Source organism: Pseudoalteromonas apostichopi, assembly GCF_030297135.1.
In the GTDB taxonomy this organism is placed as follows: Bacteria; Pseudomonadota; Gammaproteobacteria; order Enterobacterales; family Alteromonadaceae; genus Pseudoalteromonas; species Pseudoalteromonas apostichopi.
The window spans coordinates 1,787,278-1,802,403 of sequence record NZ_AP028065.1; the positions used below are offsets into that span (position 1 = coordinate 1,787,278).

Annotated in this window: 13 protein-coding genes, 2 tRNA genes and 3 rRNA genes; 13 read left to right on the top strand and 5 right to left on the bottom strand. The window is 44.5% G+C overall.

Translation table 11 applies throughout. The features are described from left to right. Positions 1-212: 212 nt before the first annotated feature. From QUE86_RS07930 to QUE86_RS07990, 13 genes are all read left to right on the top strand, one after another. Positions 213-1,753: ribosomal RNA gene (locus QUE86_RS07930) — 16S ribosomal RNA — on the top strand. 76 nt (positions 1,754-1,829) lie between these two features. Continuing rightward, positions 1,830-1,906 (top strand) — tRNA-Ile (locus QUE86_RS07935). Positions 1,907-1,948: 42 nt separating this feature from the next. Further along, a tRNA-Ala gene (locus QUE86_RS07940) sits at positions 1,949-2,024 on the top strand. A 283-nt stretch (positions 2,025-2,307) separates the two neighbouring features. Further along, positions 2,308-5,190, top strand: a 23S ribosomal RNA gene (locus tag QUE86_RS07945). Between the two features lie 124 nt (positions 5,191-5,314). Further along, positions 5,315-5,429, top strand: a 5S ribosomal RNA gene (gene rrf / locus QUE86_RS07950). The 16S, 23S and 5S rRNA genes sit together here with 2 tRNA genes alongside, the layout of an rRNA operon. Positions 5,430-5,865: 436 nt before the next feature. Then, positions 5,866-6,798 (top strand): CHAD domain-containing protein, encoded by a 933-nt coding sequence (locus QUE86_RS07955; protein WP_130050098.1) that lies wholly within the window; start codon positions 5,866-5,868, stop codon positions 6,796-6,798. 30 nt (positions 6,799-6,828) lie between these two features. Further along, on the top strand, positions 6,829-7,728 hold the full coding sequence (locus tag QUE86_RS07960; RefSeq protein ID WP_130050097.1) for a DUF350 domain-containing protein: 900 nt from the start codon (positions 6,829-6,831) through the stop codon (positions 7,726-7,728). A gap of 73 nt (positions 7,729-7,801) precedes the next feature. Beyond that, positions 7,802-9,454: a polyamine aminopropyltransferase gene (locus QUE86_RS07965; RefSeq protein ID WP_434784477.1), complete on the top strand. Its 1,653-nt coding sequence runs from the start codon at positions 7,802-7,804 to the stop codon at positions 9,452-9,454. Positions 9,455-9,533: 79 nt separating this feature from the next. Beyond that, entirely contained in the window at positions 9,534-9,947 is a 414-nt protein-coding gene (locus QUE86_RS07970; protein WP_054563728.1) for a YjfI family protein, read from the top strand. Between the two features lie 24 nt (positions 9,948-9,971). Continuing rightward, positions 9,972-10,664, top strand: coding sequence for a PspA/IM30 family protein (locus tag QUE86_RS07975; RefSeq protein WP_130050095.1), 693 nt, complete (start codon positions 9,972-9,974; stop codon positions 10,662-10,664). 71 nt (positions 10,665-10,735) lie between these two features. Continuing rightward, complete coding sequence (locus QUE86_RS07980; protein ID WP_130050094.1) at positions 10,736-11,374, top strand: hypothetical protein; 639 nt, start codon at positions 10,736-10,738, stop codon at positions 11,372-11,374. After that, positions 11,371-11,688, top strand: a complete 318-nt coding sequence (locus QUE86_RS07985; protein ID WP_054554605.1) for a hypothetical protein — start codon at positions 11,371-11,373, stop codon at positions 11,686-11,688. Before QUE86_RS07980 ends, QUE86_RS07985 begins: the two co-directional genes overlap by 4 nt. A 65-nt stretch (positions 11,689-11,753) precedes the next feature. Continuing rightward, on the top strand, positions 11,754-11,939 hold the full coding sequence (locus QUE86_RS07990; protein ID WP_130052220.1) for a hypothetical protein: 186 nt from the start codon (positions 11,754-11,756) through the stop codon (positions 11,937-11,939). Here QUE86_RS07990 and QUE86_RS07995 read toward each other — a convergent pair. The 5 genes from QUE86_RS07995 to QUE86_RS08015 form a co-directional block, all read right to left on the bottom strand. After that, positions 11,932-12,333: a hypothetical protein gene (locus QUE86_RS07995; RefSeq protein WP_286256441.1), complete on the bottom strand. Its 402-nt coding sequence runs from the start codon at positions 12,331-12,333 to the stop codon at positions 11,932-11,934. The two genes, QUE86_RS07990 and QUE86_RS07995, sit on opposite strands and share 8 nt — an antisense overlap. A gap of 13 nt (positions 12,334-12,346) precedes the next feature. Continuing rightward, positions 12,347-12,832 (bottom strand): hypothetical protein, encoded by a 486-nt coding sequence (locus QUE86_RS08000; protein WP_167658782.1) that lies wholly within the window; start codon positions 12,830-12,832, stop codon positions 12,347-12,349. Positions 12,833-12,955: 123 nt separating this feature from the next. After that, positions 12,956-14,332, bottom strand: coding sequence for a class II fumarate hydratase (locus tag QUE86_RS08005; RefSeq protein WP_130050091.1), 1,377 nt, complete (start codon positions 14,330-14,332; stop codon positions 12,956-12,958). An 8-nt stretch (positions 14,333-14,340) separates the two neighbouring features. Continuing rightward, the gene (locus tag QUE86_RS08010; protein ID WP_167658784.1) at positions 14,341-14,706 is read right to left on the bottom strand and encodes a hypothetical protein; all 366 of its coding nucleotides are present in this window, start codon (positions 14,704-14,706) and stop codon (positions 14,341-14,343) included. Positions 14,707-14,812: 106 nt separating this feature from the next. Further along, positions 14,813-15,007 carry a hypothetical protein gene (locus QUE86_RS08015; RefSeq protein ID WP_130050090.1) on the bottom strand — a complete coding sequence of 65 codons (195 nt, stop codon included), beginning with the start codon at positions 15,005-15,007 and terminating at the stop codon, positions 14,813-14,815. Positions 15,008-15,126 lie beyond the last annotated feature (119 nt).

Genomic DNA, 15,126 nt, shown 5'->3' on the forward strand with positions numbered 1-15,126 from the left:
AATATAAAGCAATCATCTGTGTGGGCACTCGTACAGATTGAGTTCTAACAGCAGATTCTAGTTCGCTAGATGACGCAAACAAATTTAGAGTCTCAATTGAACTGAGTGACCAACGGAAACAAGTTTACTTGTTTCAGCACAGTCAATTCGATATCGAAAGATATCAAAATTCAGAATTCATTGAGCATGTCCTTCGGGACAGAAAAAACTTTTAATTGAAGAGTTTGATCATGGCTCAGATTGAACGCTGGCGGCAGGCCTAACACATGCAAGTCGAGCGGAAACGAAGAGGTGCTTGCACCTCTGGCGTCGAGCGGCGGACGGGTGAGTAATGCTTGGGAATATGCCTTATGGTGGGGGACAACAGTTGGAAACGACTGCTAATACCGCATGATGTCTACGGACCAAAGTGGGGGACCTTCGGGCCTCACGCCATAAGATTAGCCCAAGTGGGATTAGCTAGTTGGTGAGGTAATGGCTCACCAAGGCGACGATCCCTAGCTGGTTTGAGAGGATGATCAGCCACACTGGGACTGAGACACGGCCCAGACTCCTACGGGAGGCAGCAGTGGGGAATATTGCACAATGGGCGCAAGCCTGATGCAGCCATGCCGCGTGTGTGAAGAAGGCCTTCGGGTTGTAAAGCACTTTCAGTAAGGAGGAAAGGTTAAGTGTTAATAGCACTTAGCTGTGACGTTACTTACAGAAGAAGCACCGGCTAACTCCGTGCCAGCAGCCGCGGTAATACGGAGGGTGCGAGCGTTAATCGGAATTACTGGGCGTAAAGCGTACGCAGGCGGTTTGTTAAGCGAGATGTGAAAGCCCCGGGCTCAACCTGGGAACTGCATTTCGAACTGGCAAACTAGAGTGTGATAGAGGGTGGTAGAATTTCAGGTGTAGCGGTGAAATGCGTAGAGATCTGAAGGAATACCGATGGCGAAGGCAGCCACCTGGGTCAACACTGACGCTCATGTACGAAAGCGTGGGGAGCAAACAGGATTAGATACCCTGGTAGTCCACGCCGTAAACGATGTCTACTAGAAGCTCGGGTCTTCGGACTTGTTTTTCAAAGCTAACGCATTAAGTAGACCGCCTGGGGAGTACGGCCGCAAGGTTAAAACTCAAATGAATTGACGGGGGCCCGCACAAGCGGTGGAGCATGTGGTTTAATTCGATGCAACGCGAAGAACCTTACCTACACTTGACATACAGAGAACTTACCAGAGATGGTTTGGTGCCTTCGGGAACTCTGATACAGGTGCTGCATGGCTGTCGTCAGCTCGTGTTGTGAGATGTTGGGTTAAGTCCCGCAACGAGCGCAACCCCTATCCTTAGTTGCCAGCGATTCGGTCGGGAACTCTAAGGAGACTGCCGGTGATAAACCGGAGGAAGGTGGGGACGACGTCAAGTCATCATGGCCCTTACGTGTAGGGCTACACACGTGCTACAATGGCGCATACAGAGTGCTGCGAACCTGCGAGGGTAAGCGAATCACTTAAAGTGCGTCGTAGTCCGGATTGGAGTCTGCAACTCGACTCCATGAAGTCGGAATCGCTAGTAATCGCATATCAGAATGATGCGGTGAATACGTTCCCGGGCCTTGTACACACCGCCCGTCACACCATGGGAGTGGGTTGCTCCAGAAGTGGATAGTCTAACCTTCGGGAGGACGTTCACCACGGAGTGATTCATGACTGGGGTGAAGTCGTAACAAGGTAGCCCTAGGGGAACCTGGGGCTGGATCACCTCCTTATACGATTTAGAACTTATTTGTTCGTAGTGTCCACACAGATGATTGTTGATTGTAAAGAGAACAACACTTATTGTTTGGGTCTGTAGCTCAGTTGGTTAGAGCGCACCCCTGATAAGGGTGAGGTCGGTAGTTCAAATCTACTCAGACCCACCACTTCTTTGAAGTGGAAACTAAACAGTAAGTACCAGCATATGTGGGGCTATAGCTCAGCTGGGAGAGCGCCTGCCTTGCACGCAGGAGGTCAGCAGTTCGATCCTGCTTAGCTCCACCACTTTTACTCCTTAAAAATAAACATTCTTAATCAGGTAATAAACTGCTTGAGAATAGAGTGTGTTTAATTTTGAGAAGTTTATTCTCTTGCTCTTTAAAAATTTGGAAAGCTGATATTAAAATTCTTATAGATATTCGTATCTATAAAGAGTTTTCAAAAGTAAAAATATGCCATTAATCGAAAGATTAATTGGTATCTACTTTAGTATTCTCATCATTATTTGATGAATTAACTTCTGGCGAAGTTAACAGCTGTCACTAACAAAGACCCGTTTGGGTTGTATGGTTAAGTGACTAAGCGTACACGGTGGATGCCTTGGCAGTTGGAGGCGATGAAGGACGTATTAACTTGCGATAAGCCTAGTCAAGCTAGTAAAAAGCGCTTGAGACTAGGATTTCCGAATGGGGAAACCCACCTGCTTGCAGGTATCGTTAACTGAATACATAGGTTAACGAGGCGAACGCGGAGAACTGAAACATCTAAGTACCCGTAGGAACAGAAATCAACCGAGATTCCGGAAGTAGCGGCGAGCGAAACCGGACCAGCCCTTAAGCTTATTATGTGTTAGTGAAACATTCTGGAAAGTTTGACGATACAGGGTGATAGTCCCGTACACGAAAATGCATCTTAAGTGAAATCGAGTAGGTCGGAGCACGTGAAACTTTGACTGAATATAGGTGGACCATCATCTAAGGCTAAATACTCCCAACTGACCGATAGTGAACCAGTACCGTGAGGGAAAGGCGAAAAGAACCCCTGTGAGGGGAGTGAAATAGAACCTGAAACCGTGTACGTACAAGCAGTAGGAGCCCCTCGAGGGTGACTGCGTACCTTTTGTATAATGGGTCAGCGACTTATATTTTGTAGCGAGGTTAACCGATTAGGGTAGCCGTAGTGAAAGCGAGCGTTAACTGCGCGTTTAGTTGCAAGGTATAGACCCGAAACCCGGTGATCTAGCCATGGGCAGGTTGAAGGTTGAGTAACATCAACTGGAGGACCGAACCCACTAACGTTGAAAAGTTAGGGGATGACCTGTGGCTAGGAGTGAAAGGCTAATCAAACCGGGAGATAGCTGGTTCTCCCCGAAATCTATTTAGGTAGAGCCTCGGACGAATACTTACGGGGGTAGAGCACTGTTAAGGCTAGGGGGTCATCCCGACTTACCAACCCTTTGCAAACTCCGAATACCGTAAAGTACTATCCGGGAGACACACGGCGGGTGCTAACGTCCGTCGTGAAGAGGGAAACAACCCAGACCGCCAGCTAAGGTCCCAAAGTCATAGTTAAGTGGGAAACGATGTGGAAAGGCCCAGACAGCCAGGAGGTTGGCTTAGAAGCAGCCATCCTTTAAAGAAAGCGTAATAGCTCACTGGTCGAGTCGGTCTGCGCGGAAGATGTAACGGGGCTAAACTATGCACCGAAGCTGCGGATTCAAACTTTGTTTGAGTGGTAGGGGAGCGTTCTGTAAGCCGTTGAAGGTGTACCGGGAGGTATGCTGGAGGTATCAGAAGTGCGAATGCTGACATGAGTAACGATAATGCGGGTGAAAAACCCGCACGCCGGAAGACCAAGGGTTCCTATCCCATGTTAATCAGGGTAGGGTAAGTCGACCCCTAAGGCGAGGCCGAAAGGCGTAGTCGATGGGAAACGGGTTAATATTCCCGTACTTGGTATAATTGCGATGGGGGGACGGAGCAGGCTAAACAAGCATGGCGTTGGTTGTCCATGTGAAAGTGAGTAGGTTGAGAGTTTAGGAAAATCCGGACTCTTAAGACTGAGACACGAGACGAGCACCCAAGGGTGTGAAGTTGTTGATGCCATACTTCCAGGAAAAGCCTCTAAGCTTCAGATTATACCGAATCGTACCCCAAACCGACACAGGTGGTCAGGTAGAGAATACTAAGGCGCTTGAGAGAACTCGGGTGAAGGAACTAGGCAAAATCGTACCGTAACTTCGGGAGAAGGTACGCTCCTATCTGTGATGAGACTTGCTCTTTAAGCGGACGGGAGCCGCAGTGACCAGGTGGCTGGGACTGTTTATTAAAAACACAGCACTGTGCAAAATCGCAAGATGACGTATACGGTGTGACACCTGCCCGGTGCCGGAAGGTTAATTGATGGGGTTAGTTTTCGGACGAAGCTCTTGATCGAAGCCCCGGTAAACGGCGGCCGTAACTATAACGGTCCTAAGGTAGCGAAATTCCTTGTCGGGTAAGTTCCGACCTGCACGAATGGTGTAACCATGGCCACGCTGTCTCCACCCGAGACTCAGTGAAATTGAAATCGCAGTGAAGATGCTGTGTACCCGCGGCTAGACGGAAAGACCCCGTGAACCTTTACTACAGCTTGGCACTGAACATTGAACCTACATGTGTAGGATAGGTGGGAGGCTTTGAAGCAGAGACGCTAGTCTTTGTGGAGCCGTCCTTGAAATACCACCCTTGTAGTTTTGATGTTCTAACGTTGGTCCCTAATCGGGATTACGGACAGTGCCTGGTGGGTAGTTTGACTGGGGCGGTCTCCTCCCAAAGAGTAACGGAGGAGCACGAAGGTTGGCTAAGTACGGTCGGACATCGTACGGTTAGTGTAATGGTAGAAGCCAGCTTAACTGCGAGACAGACACGTCGAGCAGGTACGAAAGTAGGTCATAGTGATCCGGTGGTTCTGAATGGAAGGGCCATCGCTCAACGGATAAAAGGTACTCCGGGGATAACAGGCTGATACCGCCCAAGAGTTCATATCGACGGCGGTGTTTGGCACCTCGATGTCGGCTCATCACATCCTGGGGCTGAAGTCGGTCCCAAGGGTATGGCTGTTCGCCATTTAAAGTGGTACGCGAGCTGGGTTTAGAACGTCGTGAGACAGTTCGGTCCCTATCTGCCGTGGGCGTTTGAGAATTGAGAGGGGTTGCTCCTAGTACGAGAGGACCGGAGTGAACGAACCGCTGGTGTTCGGGTTGTCATGCCAATGGCACTGCCCGGTAGCTACGTTCGGAACTGATAAGCGCTGAAAGCATCTAAGCGCGAAGCAGGCCTCGAGATGAGTTCTCACTAGACTTTTAAAGTCTCTGAAGGGCCGTTGAAGACTACAACGTTGATAGGCAGGATGTGGAAGTGGTGCGAGCCATTAAGCTAACCTGTACTAATTACCCGTGAGGCTTAACCATACAACGCCAAACGCGTTTTATGACAGCGTAACAGACAGAAGTTAAGAAACTAAAGTAGACATTTACTTGATATCAGAATTCCGAATTTTAGTTGATTGCCAAGGCGATTAACGACCCAAATTTGCTTGGTGACAATAGCGTTTTGGACCCACCTGACCCCATGCCGAACTCAGTAGTGAAACGAAACAGCGCCGATGATAGTGTGGCATTTGCCATGTGAAAGTAGGACATTGCCAGGCTCCAAATTAAAGAAAGCCCGATTCGAAAGAGTCGGGCTTTTTTGCGTCTGGAGATGTCAGCTTTCAGCCGTCAGACGTCAGTTGAAATGTGGGGTTGTATAGTGCAGAGTCTCCCTCAGCAACAAACCCCTGTAGGAGGCACGTCAGTGCCGAATCTAGGCCATAACCAATATATTCATGGTTGAAGCCATTCCTACAACTACACTTTGCCTAGAGCCTAGAGCCTAGAGCCTAGAGCCTAGAGCCTCTGGCAGAGGGAGACTCAGCACCAAACACCTCCACAAAGCAGCTGAACGCTGATAGCTCTGTGTTGGGTTTCGCTGCGATCCACCCAACGTACCAACCAAATTTACCCTTTGTTGCAATTTTAATCTTGGTTTAGTACCTGAGCTATGTAAAACTATTTGCGTTTTTAAACCACAATCAGGTGACATGAATGTCTCAAATAAAAGCTTGGAAACTTATTAGCCTGTTTTGTTTGGTAAGCTTGCTTATGGGCTGTGAGTCGAAAGAAGAGCAGCTGAAACAAACAATACAACAATCCATAGAAAAAGCTGAGGTTGAATTAAATCAGCTTGGTACAGCGCTTGATAATGGCTCTTTGCGTAATGCGACGATACTTAAACAATACGGACAGGTGCTTGCTGAGCAGCAGCCGCAACTTTCTGAGATCGCACGAGTAATTAGTCTTGATGCGACCCGTGACGGGGCTATTTATACAGGTCTTACACAACGCTTAGCAGATGTTAAGTCTACTTATCTAATACCACCTTATGAAGATACCCTTCATCAACTTGATCTCATTCGTGATGCTGCTAAGCCATCTTTATTTCAAGATGCGCTTACTGATCCTATCAATATGCTTGCAGACATGTCGCAAGGGTCACTAGCAAGGGTTGGCGCTATTAGTGAAGCAGCTGAAGGTGAAAGCGTTGGTAACCAATTGGTCGGTAACCCTAACTATGGGCAGTGGCAAACTAATAGCAACGGTACAAGCTTTTGGGTTTGGTATGGGATGTATCGTATGTTGGGCGATGTATTCGACCGAGTTGAATATGGTCGCTGGAGCAGAAACAGAAAGTACAGCTATTACAATGACTATGGCCGTTATCGTTATTCGAGCCCAAAACAGATTAAAGCACAACAAACGGTAGAGACGCGTACTCGTCAGTCTTATCAACGCCAGGGTAAACAATTCACTAGTCCGTATGCCACTAAACGCAGTGGTGCATCTGGATTAAGCCGAAGCAGCTATACACCACCACGCACCCGTAGTAGCTATGCTTCTAGCAGTAGTTACAGTAAAAGCTCTGGGTCATTACGAAACAGCTCGAGCAGAACATCACGTGGCATTAGCCGCGGTAAGTAGTGAAAAGAATAACCACCGGAGTTACAACATATGTATGAATTTAATGGAATAACAACTTGGTCGTTGCAAGCTTTAGCAATCGACTTTGCAATCATTATCGCTTTATTTGTCAGCCTAAAATTTATCAAAGGCTGGGTATCTAATTTACATGCTAATGATGAAATAACTGAGCGCGACAATTTTGCTTTTGGTATTAGTTTTGCGGCCGGACTTGTGGCACTTGCCATTGTTCTTAGTGGTGTAAGCAGCGGCGCATTTGCACCTACCCTACAACAAGAAGCATTACAAATGCTAGGTTATGGTGTGATGGCAATTGTGCTTATTAAGCTTGGTCACTTCTTCCAAGACAAGGTAGCGCTTCGTAAAGTGAGTCTGCATGACGAAATCGTAAAAGGCAACGCAACTGCTGCATTGATTGATTTTGGTCATGTAGTGAGTGTAGCTATTGTTATTCGCTCAGCTTTATTTTGGGTGGCGACCGAAGGCTGGCATGGTATTCCAATCGTGATCGCGGCCTTTGCAATTGGCAGCATTGCGATGCTATTGATCAGCCAATATCGCGTGCAGTTATTCAAGCGTACTAATCGCAGTGGTGACTGCTTGCAACAAGCGGTTATCGACGGCAACTTAGCCGTGGGTATTCGTTACGCTGGCTTTTTAGTGGGTAGTGCATTGGCATTAACTGCTGCATCAGGTATCGCTCCTTATGCGGCTGACAACATTGCTGCTAGTTTAGGTTACTGGGCATTAAGTGCAGCGGTAAGTTTAGTTGCCTTCATTTTATTACACTTAGTGACTATCAAAATCATCTTATCAGGCTGTGATATTTCAGATGAAGTAAACCGCCAGAAAAACGTAGGTGTAGCTGCTATCTCTGCAGCGGTTTCATTTGCGATAGGTTCGACTATGGCAACCTTGTTAGGTGCCTAATTAAGTGTCTACTACAACAAGCGCCCCAAGTAGGGCCAATCTACTTGGGCATGACTTCCTATTAATAACTGTTATGGCCGTACTCGCTGGGTGCGGCCTTATTTATGAATATCTGCTATCTCATTATGCAGGTCGGGTTCTAGGCTCGGTCGAGAGCGCCATTTATGCCATGATTGGTACCATGATTGTGGCTATGGGTATCGGTGCTTTTTTAGCGCGTTGGTTTAAAGATGCATTTACTGCTTTTGCTTGGCTTGAGAGTATTATTGCTTTGGTCGGCATGGGCTGTATTTTAGCGATTGCTAGCGTTATCGCTGTGAGTTATTCATTGCCGCATATCTTCTCTGAAATTTTTAACCTGCCTGCGGATACTGTCCTTAACGGCTATGTATTTGAAAAGCTACAGGAGTGGTCACGTTTCTTACCCTATGTGTTTGGCCTATTACTCGGGCTATTAATTGGTATGGAGATCCCTTTGATCGCGCGTATTCGCCAGCAGGTTTATGGTCGCTTTTTAGAAAATAATGCGGGTACTATTTACGGGGCTGATTATATTGGCGCCGGTGTCGGTGCTGCGATTTGGGTAAGCATTATGCTTGCAATGCCAATTATGCAAGCGGCAGCTTGGACGGCGTTGTTTAATATTATTGCTGGTCTGGTGTTTTTATGGCGCTATCATCAACATGTTCGCTTCGCTAAGTTATTGTTGGTTTGCCATGTACTGTTGTTGATGTTTTTTGCATTTGTGCTCGTGCTTGGCACCAGCTGGATGAAAAACCTCAGCAATGTTTTATACAAAGATAAAGTCATATACTCGCAAGCAACCAAGTATCAGCACTTAGTGTTAACCGAGCGTTTAAGTCGCAATCAGCCGAATGCAATTACTGATCTTTACCTCAATGGCCGTCTACAGTTCTCAAGTGTGGATGAGCAAATTTATCATTCAATGCTTGTGTATCCTGCTATGTTGGCTTCAAATCGTCATGACCGCGTGTTGATCATCGGGGGTGGTGACGGGCTTGCATTGCGCGATGTTTTGAAGTGGCCAGTAAAGCATGTCACCTTGGTTGATTTAGATGGTCAGTTGTTAAACTTATTTGGCAATGAGGTCGGTGAATATGACGCGCCAGAGGAAATAAGAACACGGTTAACAGTGCTAAATAAGCATTCTATGAGTGATCCTCGCGCTGATATTCGCATTGCAGATGCCTTTTTAGAAGTTGAAGCTATGTTGGCAAAAGGCATGCGCTTTGACACTATTTTGATTGACCTACCAGACCCTAACCATCCTGACCTTAATAAGATGTACAGTGACTATTTTTATAATCATGTGCGTCAGTTGTTGGCGCCTGATGGGGCTGTAGCTGTGCAATCAACATCGCCTTATCATGCGAAAAAAGCGTTTTTAAGTATTGCTAAAACAATGAAAGCAGCTGGCTTTGGTTATGTTGAGCAATACCAACAAAATATTCCTTCGTTTGGTCAATGGGGTTGGACAATCGCGACCACGGCTGGCAAATCAGCAAGTCAGCGAATTCGTGAAACTAACGAATTACCAGTGCCATCTCGTTGGGTAAGTAAAGAATATTTATTGGCTTCTTTTGTGTTTCCGAATCATTTTTTTGAACAAGTAAACACGATAGAAGTCAATAGATTAGGTTCTGGAACCTTATATGATTATTATCGCCAAGCGTGGCAAGTTGAAACCGAATTGTACAAAAATTGATATTTTATAGTTGACATAATATGTCGGCTATGCAAATCTTAACTCAGACATAATATGTCAAAACGTAAAAAGGTGAGACATGGAATTAAATGAACTATCAATCAAACTGGCTTCTTTTGAAACAGAAGGTGTGAGCTTTGAGTCTTTCTTGATTGCCAACGAAGGTGAACAAGATGTGTTACAAGTTATCGTCGATGGGAATGATGAGTTACCTATCTTTGTTACTCAAACAGAAGAGCAATTACTGTGTATTAGCTACCTGTTTGCTGAAAACGAAGTACAAGCAGATATGCGTAATGAGTTAAACGAAACGTTACTACGTTTAAATGTGCCAATTCCATTAAGCGCATTTGCAAAAATTGATGATAAATACGCTATTTTTGGCGCGCTATCGGTTAATTCATCGTTTGATGATATTACCCATGAGTTGGTAACACTGGCGGACAATGCGATTGATGCACTTGAAGCCGTGACCATTTATTTAAACGATTAATTAGCAATTTCTGGAGTTAAGATTATGAGTATTTTAAAGAAACTATTTACAGCTGTACGTGGTGGCGCTCGTGAAGCAGGACAAGCAGTTGTTGATGCAAACGGTATCCGTATCTTTGAACAAGAAATTGCTGATGCACAAAATGCCTTACAACGCGCTAAGAAAAGCCTTACCGAAGTAATGGCAAAAGAGATGCAAACTAAGCGTAAAATTAGCGCGCTAGATGCATCAATTGCAGAACATGAAGCGTATGCAGGTCAAGCACTTGAAAAAGGTAACGAAGCGTTAGCATTAGAAATCGCAGAAAAAATCGGTGATTTCGAAGCTGAAAAAGCAGAGCACGAAGAAGTGTTAGCTGGCTTTAGTAACCACATTGTGCAACTAAAGCAGCAAGTTAAAGAAGCTGAAAAGTCGATTAAAGAAAACCAACGTCAATTAACGATGGTTAAAACGACTGAAAGTGTGCAGCAAGCAACAATGGCTGTTAACAGCACGCTAAATACTAATAGTTCATCAATGACATCAGCACGCGAGTCTCTAGAGCGTATTAAACAACGCCAGCAAGACCGTCAAGACCAGTTAGGTGCGGCTAAGCAATTAGAAGCTGATACTAACGGCGATGATTTAAAAGCGAAAATGGCTGAAGCGGGTATCGGCGATACCAACCCAAAAAGCGCAGATATTTTGGCGCGTATTAAAGCAAAACAAAATAGCTAATCAGTTAACGGAAAGACAAAAGGTAACCCACGCACTGGGTTACCTTTTTTGCTTCAACAAGGAGTCAGCCAATGTTTAACTTTTTTAAATCTAAAAAAGCCCCAGAGCGTCAGCTTACTGATCCAAGCCAATTACTCGTTGGTGATATGCTAACTGTGATTGATTCGTTCGCTTACCCAAGCTGGTTAAAAGGACAGACACTGCGTGTTATTGATGTGCAAACGTATCAGTATCAACGTAGTGCAGAGTATGAGCTGGTACTCGAGAGTGAATCTGGCCAAGTGGTGTTTTTGCAAATTGAATCAGATGACGGTGAACAATGGGCAAACTTTGCGATCAAAATTCAGCGTGATGATGTTGATGAGATTTTTACCCTTGATGAGTTCGCTCGTATTTTTGATGAAGATGAGCTAACGGCAATTAATGTGCAGAATAGCCCTGAACGCTTTAGCCACTTTTTAGCATCAAGCTATAAACAAACAGAAGCCCCTTATGTGTGTTATTTCCATAATAAGGATTACCGTAATCAGCCTTTACCTCGTTACGAAGACGAAGGCGGTGAACCGTGTGAAATGATTTGTTTAAGCTCTGATGATGAATCACATAGTTTAAATATTGAGATCTGGGAAGGCGGTGAAACAGAAGTATCACTCACGTTAACTAGACCAATTAGCGATATTGTTGATTTATTTCCTGGGGATGCCAAGTGAGTGATGCAAAAGCCAAGTGGCAGCGTCAGGAGCAGGCCGTAAGAGCCACGCAAATGGCGTTTGATTTAAGCAGTGAAGTGCAAAAATCAATAAAAAAACAAGCAATTGACCAAGAGCTTACCCCATCAGATATGATCCGTAAGATTTTGGAGCTCGACGTTAAGTCGAAAAAAACCAGGCAGCGTTTATCGTTTAACTTAAATGATGAAGAGATTGCCTTATTGGCTGAGCGTTTTGGTGTTGCAGCCGATGATAAGCGTGCTGTAAAGCAGCGGGTTGCTGAATTACTCATTGAACATAGTAAAAAAAGCTAAGGTTTTGCCTTTACTTCTTTAAGCCCTTACACTGAGACTAGATGTTTGAAAGAAGTGGCATGACTGTGGATATTATTTTACTTGCGTATTTAGTTATTTTTGCATTATTTGGCACTGCAGCAAGTTACTTTGTTCGCTACATTTATGCTTACTGGGTGCATAATACAATGCATGTAAAATACATTTATAAGGCCGGGATTTGTATCATCAGCGTGGTGATAGTATCCGGCCTTATTGCATTACTTACTTAATCTCGATGGCTTGGCATTGCTGTGAGATACACAGCGATTGTACCGGTAAGACAGGTGAACAGTCGTTAACTGTTAATGCTTGACCAGATGACCTCTCAACTGCTGTAATTTGCTCAGCAAGTTGCTCTGCTTTTTCTTGTGCCGTGTTCAATGTTGAATAGACCACATAGCGGCTTGGGCCACCACATGCTCTTTCACCGACTTCTAACACCTTACATTGAAAACTAGCTGTACAACTATTATTACTAACGATATCGTTCAGCTGATCATTTAAATCACTCAAATCAACGCTTGTAGAGCTACCCGACGTTGTTGTTTCACAACCCGTTAAAGCAATACTTGCTAACATAGTTGTAGTGATGAAAAGTTTCTTTAAAGTCGATGAACGAACCATTATTGCTTATTCCTTAGTATACACTTGCCGCTGAGCCTTCGATTTTAACACAAGTATTAGCAGAACACTGCGCACCTGGTGCGGTTAGATGCTGACAAATACTCATCATGTCGTTCGCTGCGTTAAATTGTTTTTCAAGGGCAGTGATATCTTTTGCAAGTTTTTCAACTTCAGCCGTGTCAGCTGTTTTGGTTGAATAAACAATGAAGCTACTTGGGCCGCCACAGGCACGGCTACCAACAGGTAATACTTTACATTGGCTGCTGTTATCACAGCTTGGATCATCGATTAATTGTTTAAGCTGCTCATGGGCTGAGCTGATAGTGGCTTTATCTGGAGCTGCTTTAGTCACTTCTTCAGTATTTTCTATTTTTACGGCTTTTGGTGCCTCGACAAGTTTATCGCTTGTTGCCGTTGATTCGGCTTGCCCATCTGTTGCAGCGTCAGAGCACGCAGTTAATAACACAGGAAATAAAATTGCCAATAGAGGATAGCGCATAACATACCTAAAAATCGTTGAATAAGTACTCACTATCATACACATTGCTCAAAGTGGAGCAATAAAAACGTTAGTTTTCAGAAAGTAGCTCTGTTATCACAGAGCTACAGGAGTACTAAAGGATTACAAACCGCCTTGGGTTAGTTTGGCTGGGTTGAGTAACTCACTCAATTCTTCACGTGAGATATCAGTATGTTCTGCAGCAACATCAATAATTGGACGGCCTTCTTGATAAGCTAATTTGGCAATTTTAGCTGCTTTGCTATAGCCGATCACCGGATTAAGTGCCGTAACCAGAATTGGGTTTTTGGCGAGTGCTTTATCAACATTGCTCTGGTTTACTTTAAAGCTGGTAATCGCTTTATCTGCAAGTGCCTCACTGCTATTAGCCAGCAGTTCGATACTTTGCAGAATGTTTAAGGCAATCACAGGTAGCATCACATTAAGTTCAAAATTACCAGCTTGACCAGCCACAGTAATAGTGGCGTCATTGCCAATAACTTGTGCGCTGACCATAGCTGCAGCTTCAGGGATTACTGGGTTTACTTTACCCGGCATAATTGATGAACCAGGCTGTAAGGCTTGAAGCTCGATTTCACCAAGACCTGCAAGAGGGCCTGAGTTCATCCAGCGCAGGTCATTGGCTATTTTCATCTGTGCTACGGCTAATACCTTAAGCTGACCCGAAAGCGCTACAATAGCATCTTGTGAACCTATGTTATAAAAGAAGTTTTTGCTCGGGCTAAAGCGAATACCTAAATTCTCACTTAAGTGCTGACAAAACTGACCGGCAAACGCTGGATCGGCATTGATACCAGTACCAACGGCTGTACCACCTTGTGCAAGTTCACAAACCCGCTCTAGTGCTTGGCGAATACCTGTCATGGCGTGATCGACTTGTAACTGCCATGCAGCTAATGTTTGCGCAAAACTTACTGGCATGGCATCCATTAAATGAGTGCGACCAGTTTTAACAATATGGCCGACTTCGGCTTGCTTGTTTTGCAAGCTTTGACTGAGTTTATCTAGTTTAGGAAATAGTTCATAAATGATGTTAATAGCGCTACTTACAGCAATTGCTGTGGGGATCACATCATTTGAGCTTTGTCCCATATTCACGTCATCATTGGGGTGAATAGTTTCGTTTGCCAGTTGGCTTGCCAGTGTCGCTATTACCTCATTGGCATTCATATTAGAGCTAGTGCCAGAGCCGGTTTGAAATACATCAACAGGAAACTCTGAAAAGTGTTTACCATCGATGATTTCTTGGCATGCTTGCTCAATTGCTTTCGCTTTGCCTTGGTTCAAGTGACCTAATGCGGCGTTACTTTGTGCGGCGGCTTGCTTAATATAGGCGAGGGCTGTGATAAATTGCTTAGGCATGGCTAAGCCACTAATTTTAAAATTGTTGATAGCACGTTGCGTTTGAGCTTGATACAAAGCGTCTGCTGGGACTTGTAGTTCGCCCATGCTATCTGATTCGGTTCTAAATTGGCTCATAAACACTCCTAAATCGGGTTAAATTCTTGGCTGAGAAGACATGCTTCTCGCTCCAAACTGAAATACTTTTCAATACAGTTATGAGTTTTGTAATAACGCTTTAGCGCAAGTTGCGGTTTATAAAGCTGAGCCAAACATTGTTTACGAATTGCATTATGTACCAATGAATCACACATCTTTTCAAGCAATTCATGAAAGGTGCGTCTTAGATACAGCTCTTGCAAAATAAAGTTGTGATGCTTTTCGTAATAGCGTGCAATGTTTAAACCCGCTTCAACATAGTTAGCAACAAGTGCAGGGGCATGTAGCCCTGGTCTTTGGCAAACACATTTCATTTGCCGCTGATATTGCAGCATAGCATTGTGAGAGTGCATAGAAAAACCGATTAGCTGTAATGATAATTGTTATCATTACAGCTAATCGGTTTTAGTGCAAGTCTTATCTAGTGAAGCTAAGACTGGATAGATTAACTGTGAGTGATTAATTGTAGCCGAGAATAAAAATCTGGTCTGTTTCATGTTTTTTCGGCGCCTGTACATTTTCTTTATTACATTGAGAAAGTAGTTCGATCACAGTTGCTCTAGCATCACAACTTGTTAAGGCGGCTTTTTCGCTTTCAGCGCGTTCGCTGGCAGCAAGTGCTGCATCTACAGCAGTGTAGGGTGAGATATACATAATATTACTCCTATTGATTAATTCACTTAAGAAATTGCATAAGCTGTACCAATATTAATTAATAATCGTAACCTGCTGAAAATAATGGTTTTATATTTTTAAATAATAAATACATCGCG

What these genes read in the sequence shown, in the direction of transcription:
- QUE86_RS07955 (WP_130050098.1), top strand. Translation starts at nt 5,866, where the DNA reads ATGTCTCAAATAAAAGCTTGGAAACTTATTAGCCTGTTTTGTTTGGTA.
- QUE86_RS08010 (WP_167658784.1), bottom strand. Translation starts at nt 14,706, where the DNA reads ATGCACTCTCACAATGCTATGCTGCAATATCAGCGGCAAATGAAATGT.
- QUE86_RS07995 (WP_286256441.1), bottom strand. Translation starts at nt 12,333, where the DNA reads ATGGTTCGTTCATCGACTTTAAAGAAACTTTTCATCACTACAACTATG.
- QUE86_RS08005 (WP_130050091.1), bottom strand. Translation starts at nt 14,332, where the DNA reads ATGAGCCAATTTAGAACCGAATCAGATAGCATGGGCGAACTACAAGTC.
- QUE86_RS07960 (WP_130050097.1), top strand. Translation starts at nt 6,829, where the DNA reads ATGTATGAATTTAATGGAATAACAACTTGGTCGTTGCAAGCTTTAGCA.
- QUE86_RS07980 (WP_130050094.1), top strand. Translation starts at nt 10,736, where the DNA reads ATGTTTAACTTTTTTAAATCTAAAAAAGCCCCAGAGCGTCAGCTTACT.
- QUE86_RS08000 (WP_167658782.1), bottom strand. Translation starts at nt 12,832, where the DNA reads ATGCGCTATCCTCTATTGGCAATTTTATTTCCTGTGTTATTAACTGCG.
- QUE86_RS08015 (WP_130050090.1), bottom strand. Translation starts at nt 15,007, where the DNA reads ATGTATATCTCACCCTACACTGCTGTAGATGCAGCACTTGCTGCCAGC.
- QUE86_RS07975 (WP_130050095.1), top strand. Translation starts at nt 9,972, where the DNA reads ATGAGTATTTTAAAGAAACTATTTACAGCTGTACGTGGTGGCGCTCGT.
- QUE86_RS07965 (WP_434784477.1), top strand. Translation starts at nt 7,802, where the DNA reads ATGGCCGTACTCGCTGGGTGCGGCCTTATTTATGAATATCTGCTATCT.
- QUE86_RS07970 (WP_054563728.1), top strand. Translation starts at nt 9,534, where the DNA reads ATGGAATTAAATGAACTATCAATCAAACTGGCTTCTTTTGAAACAGAA.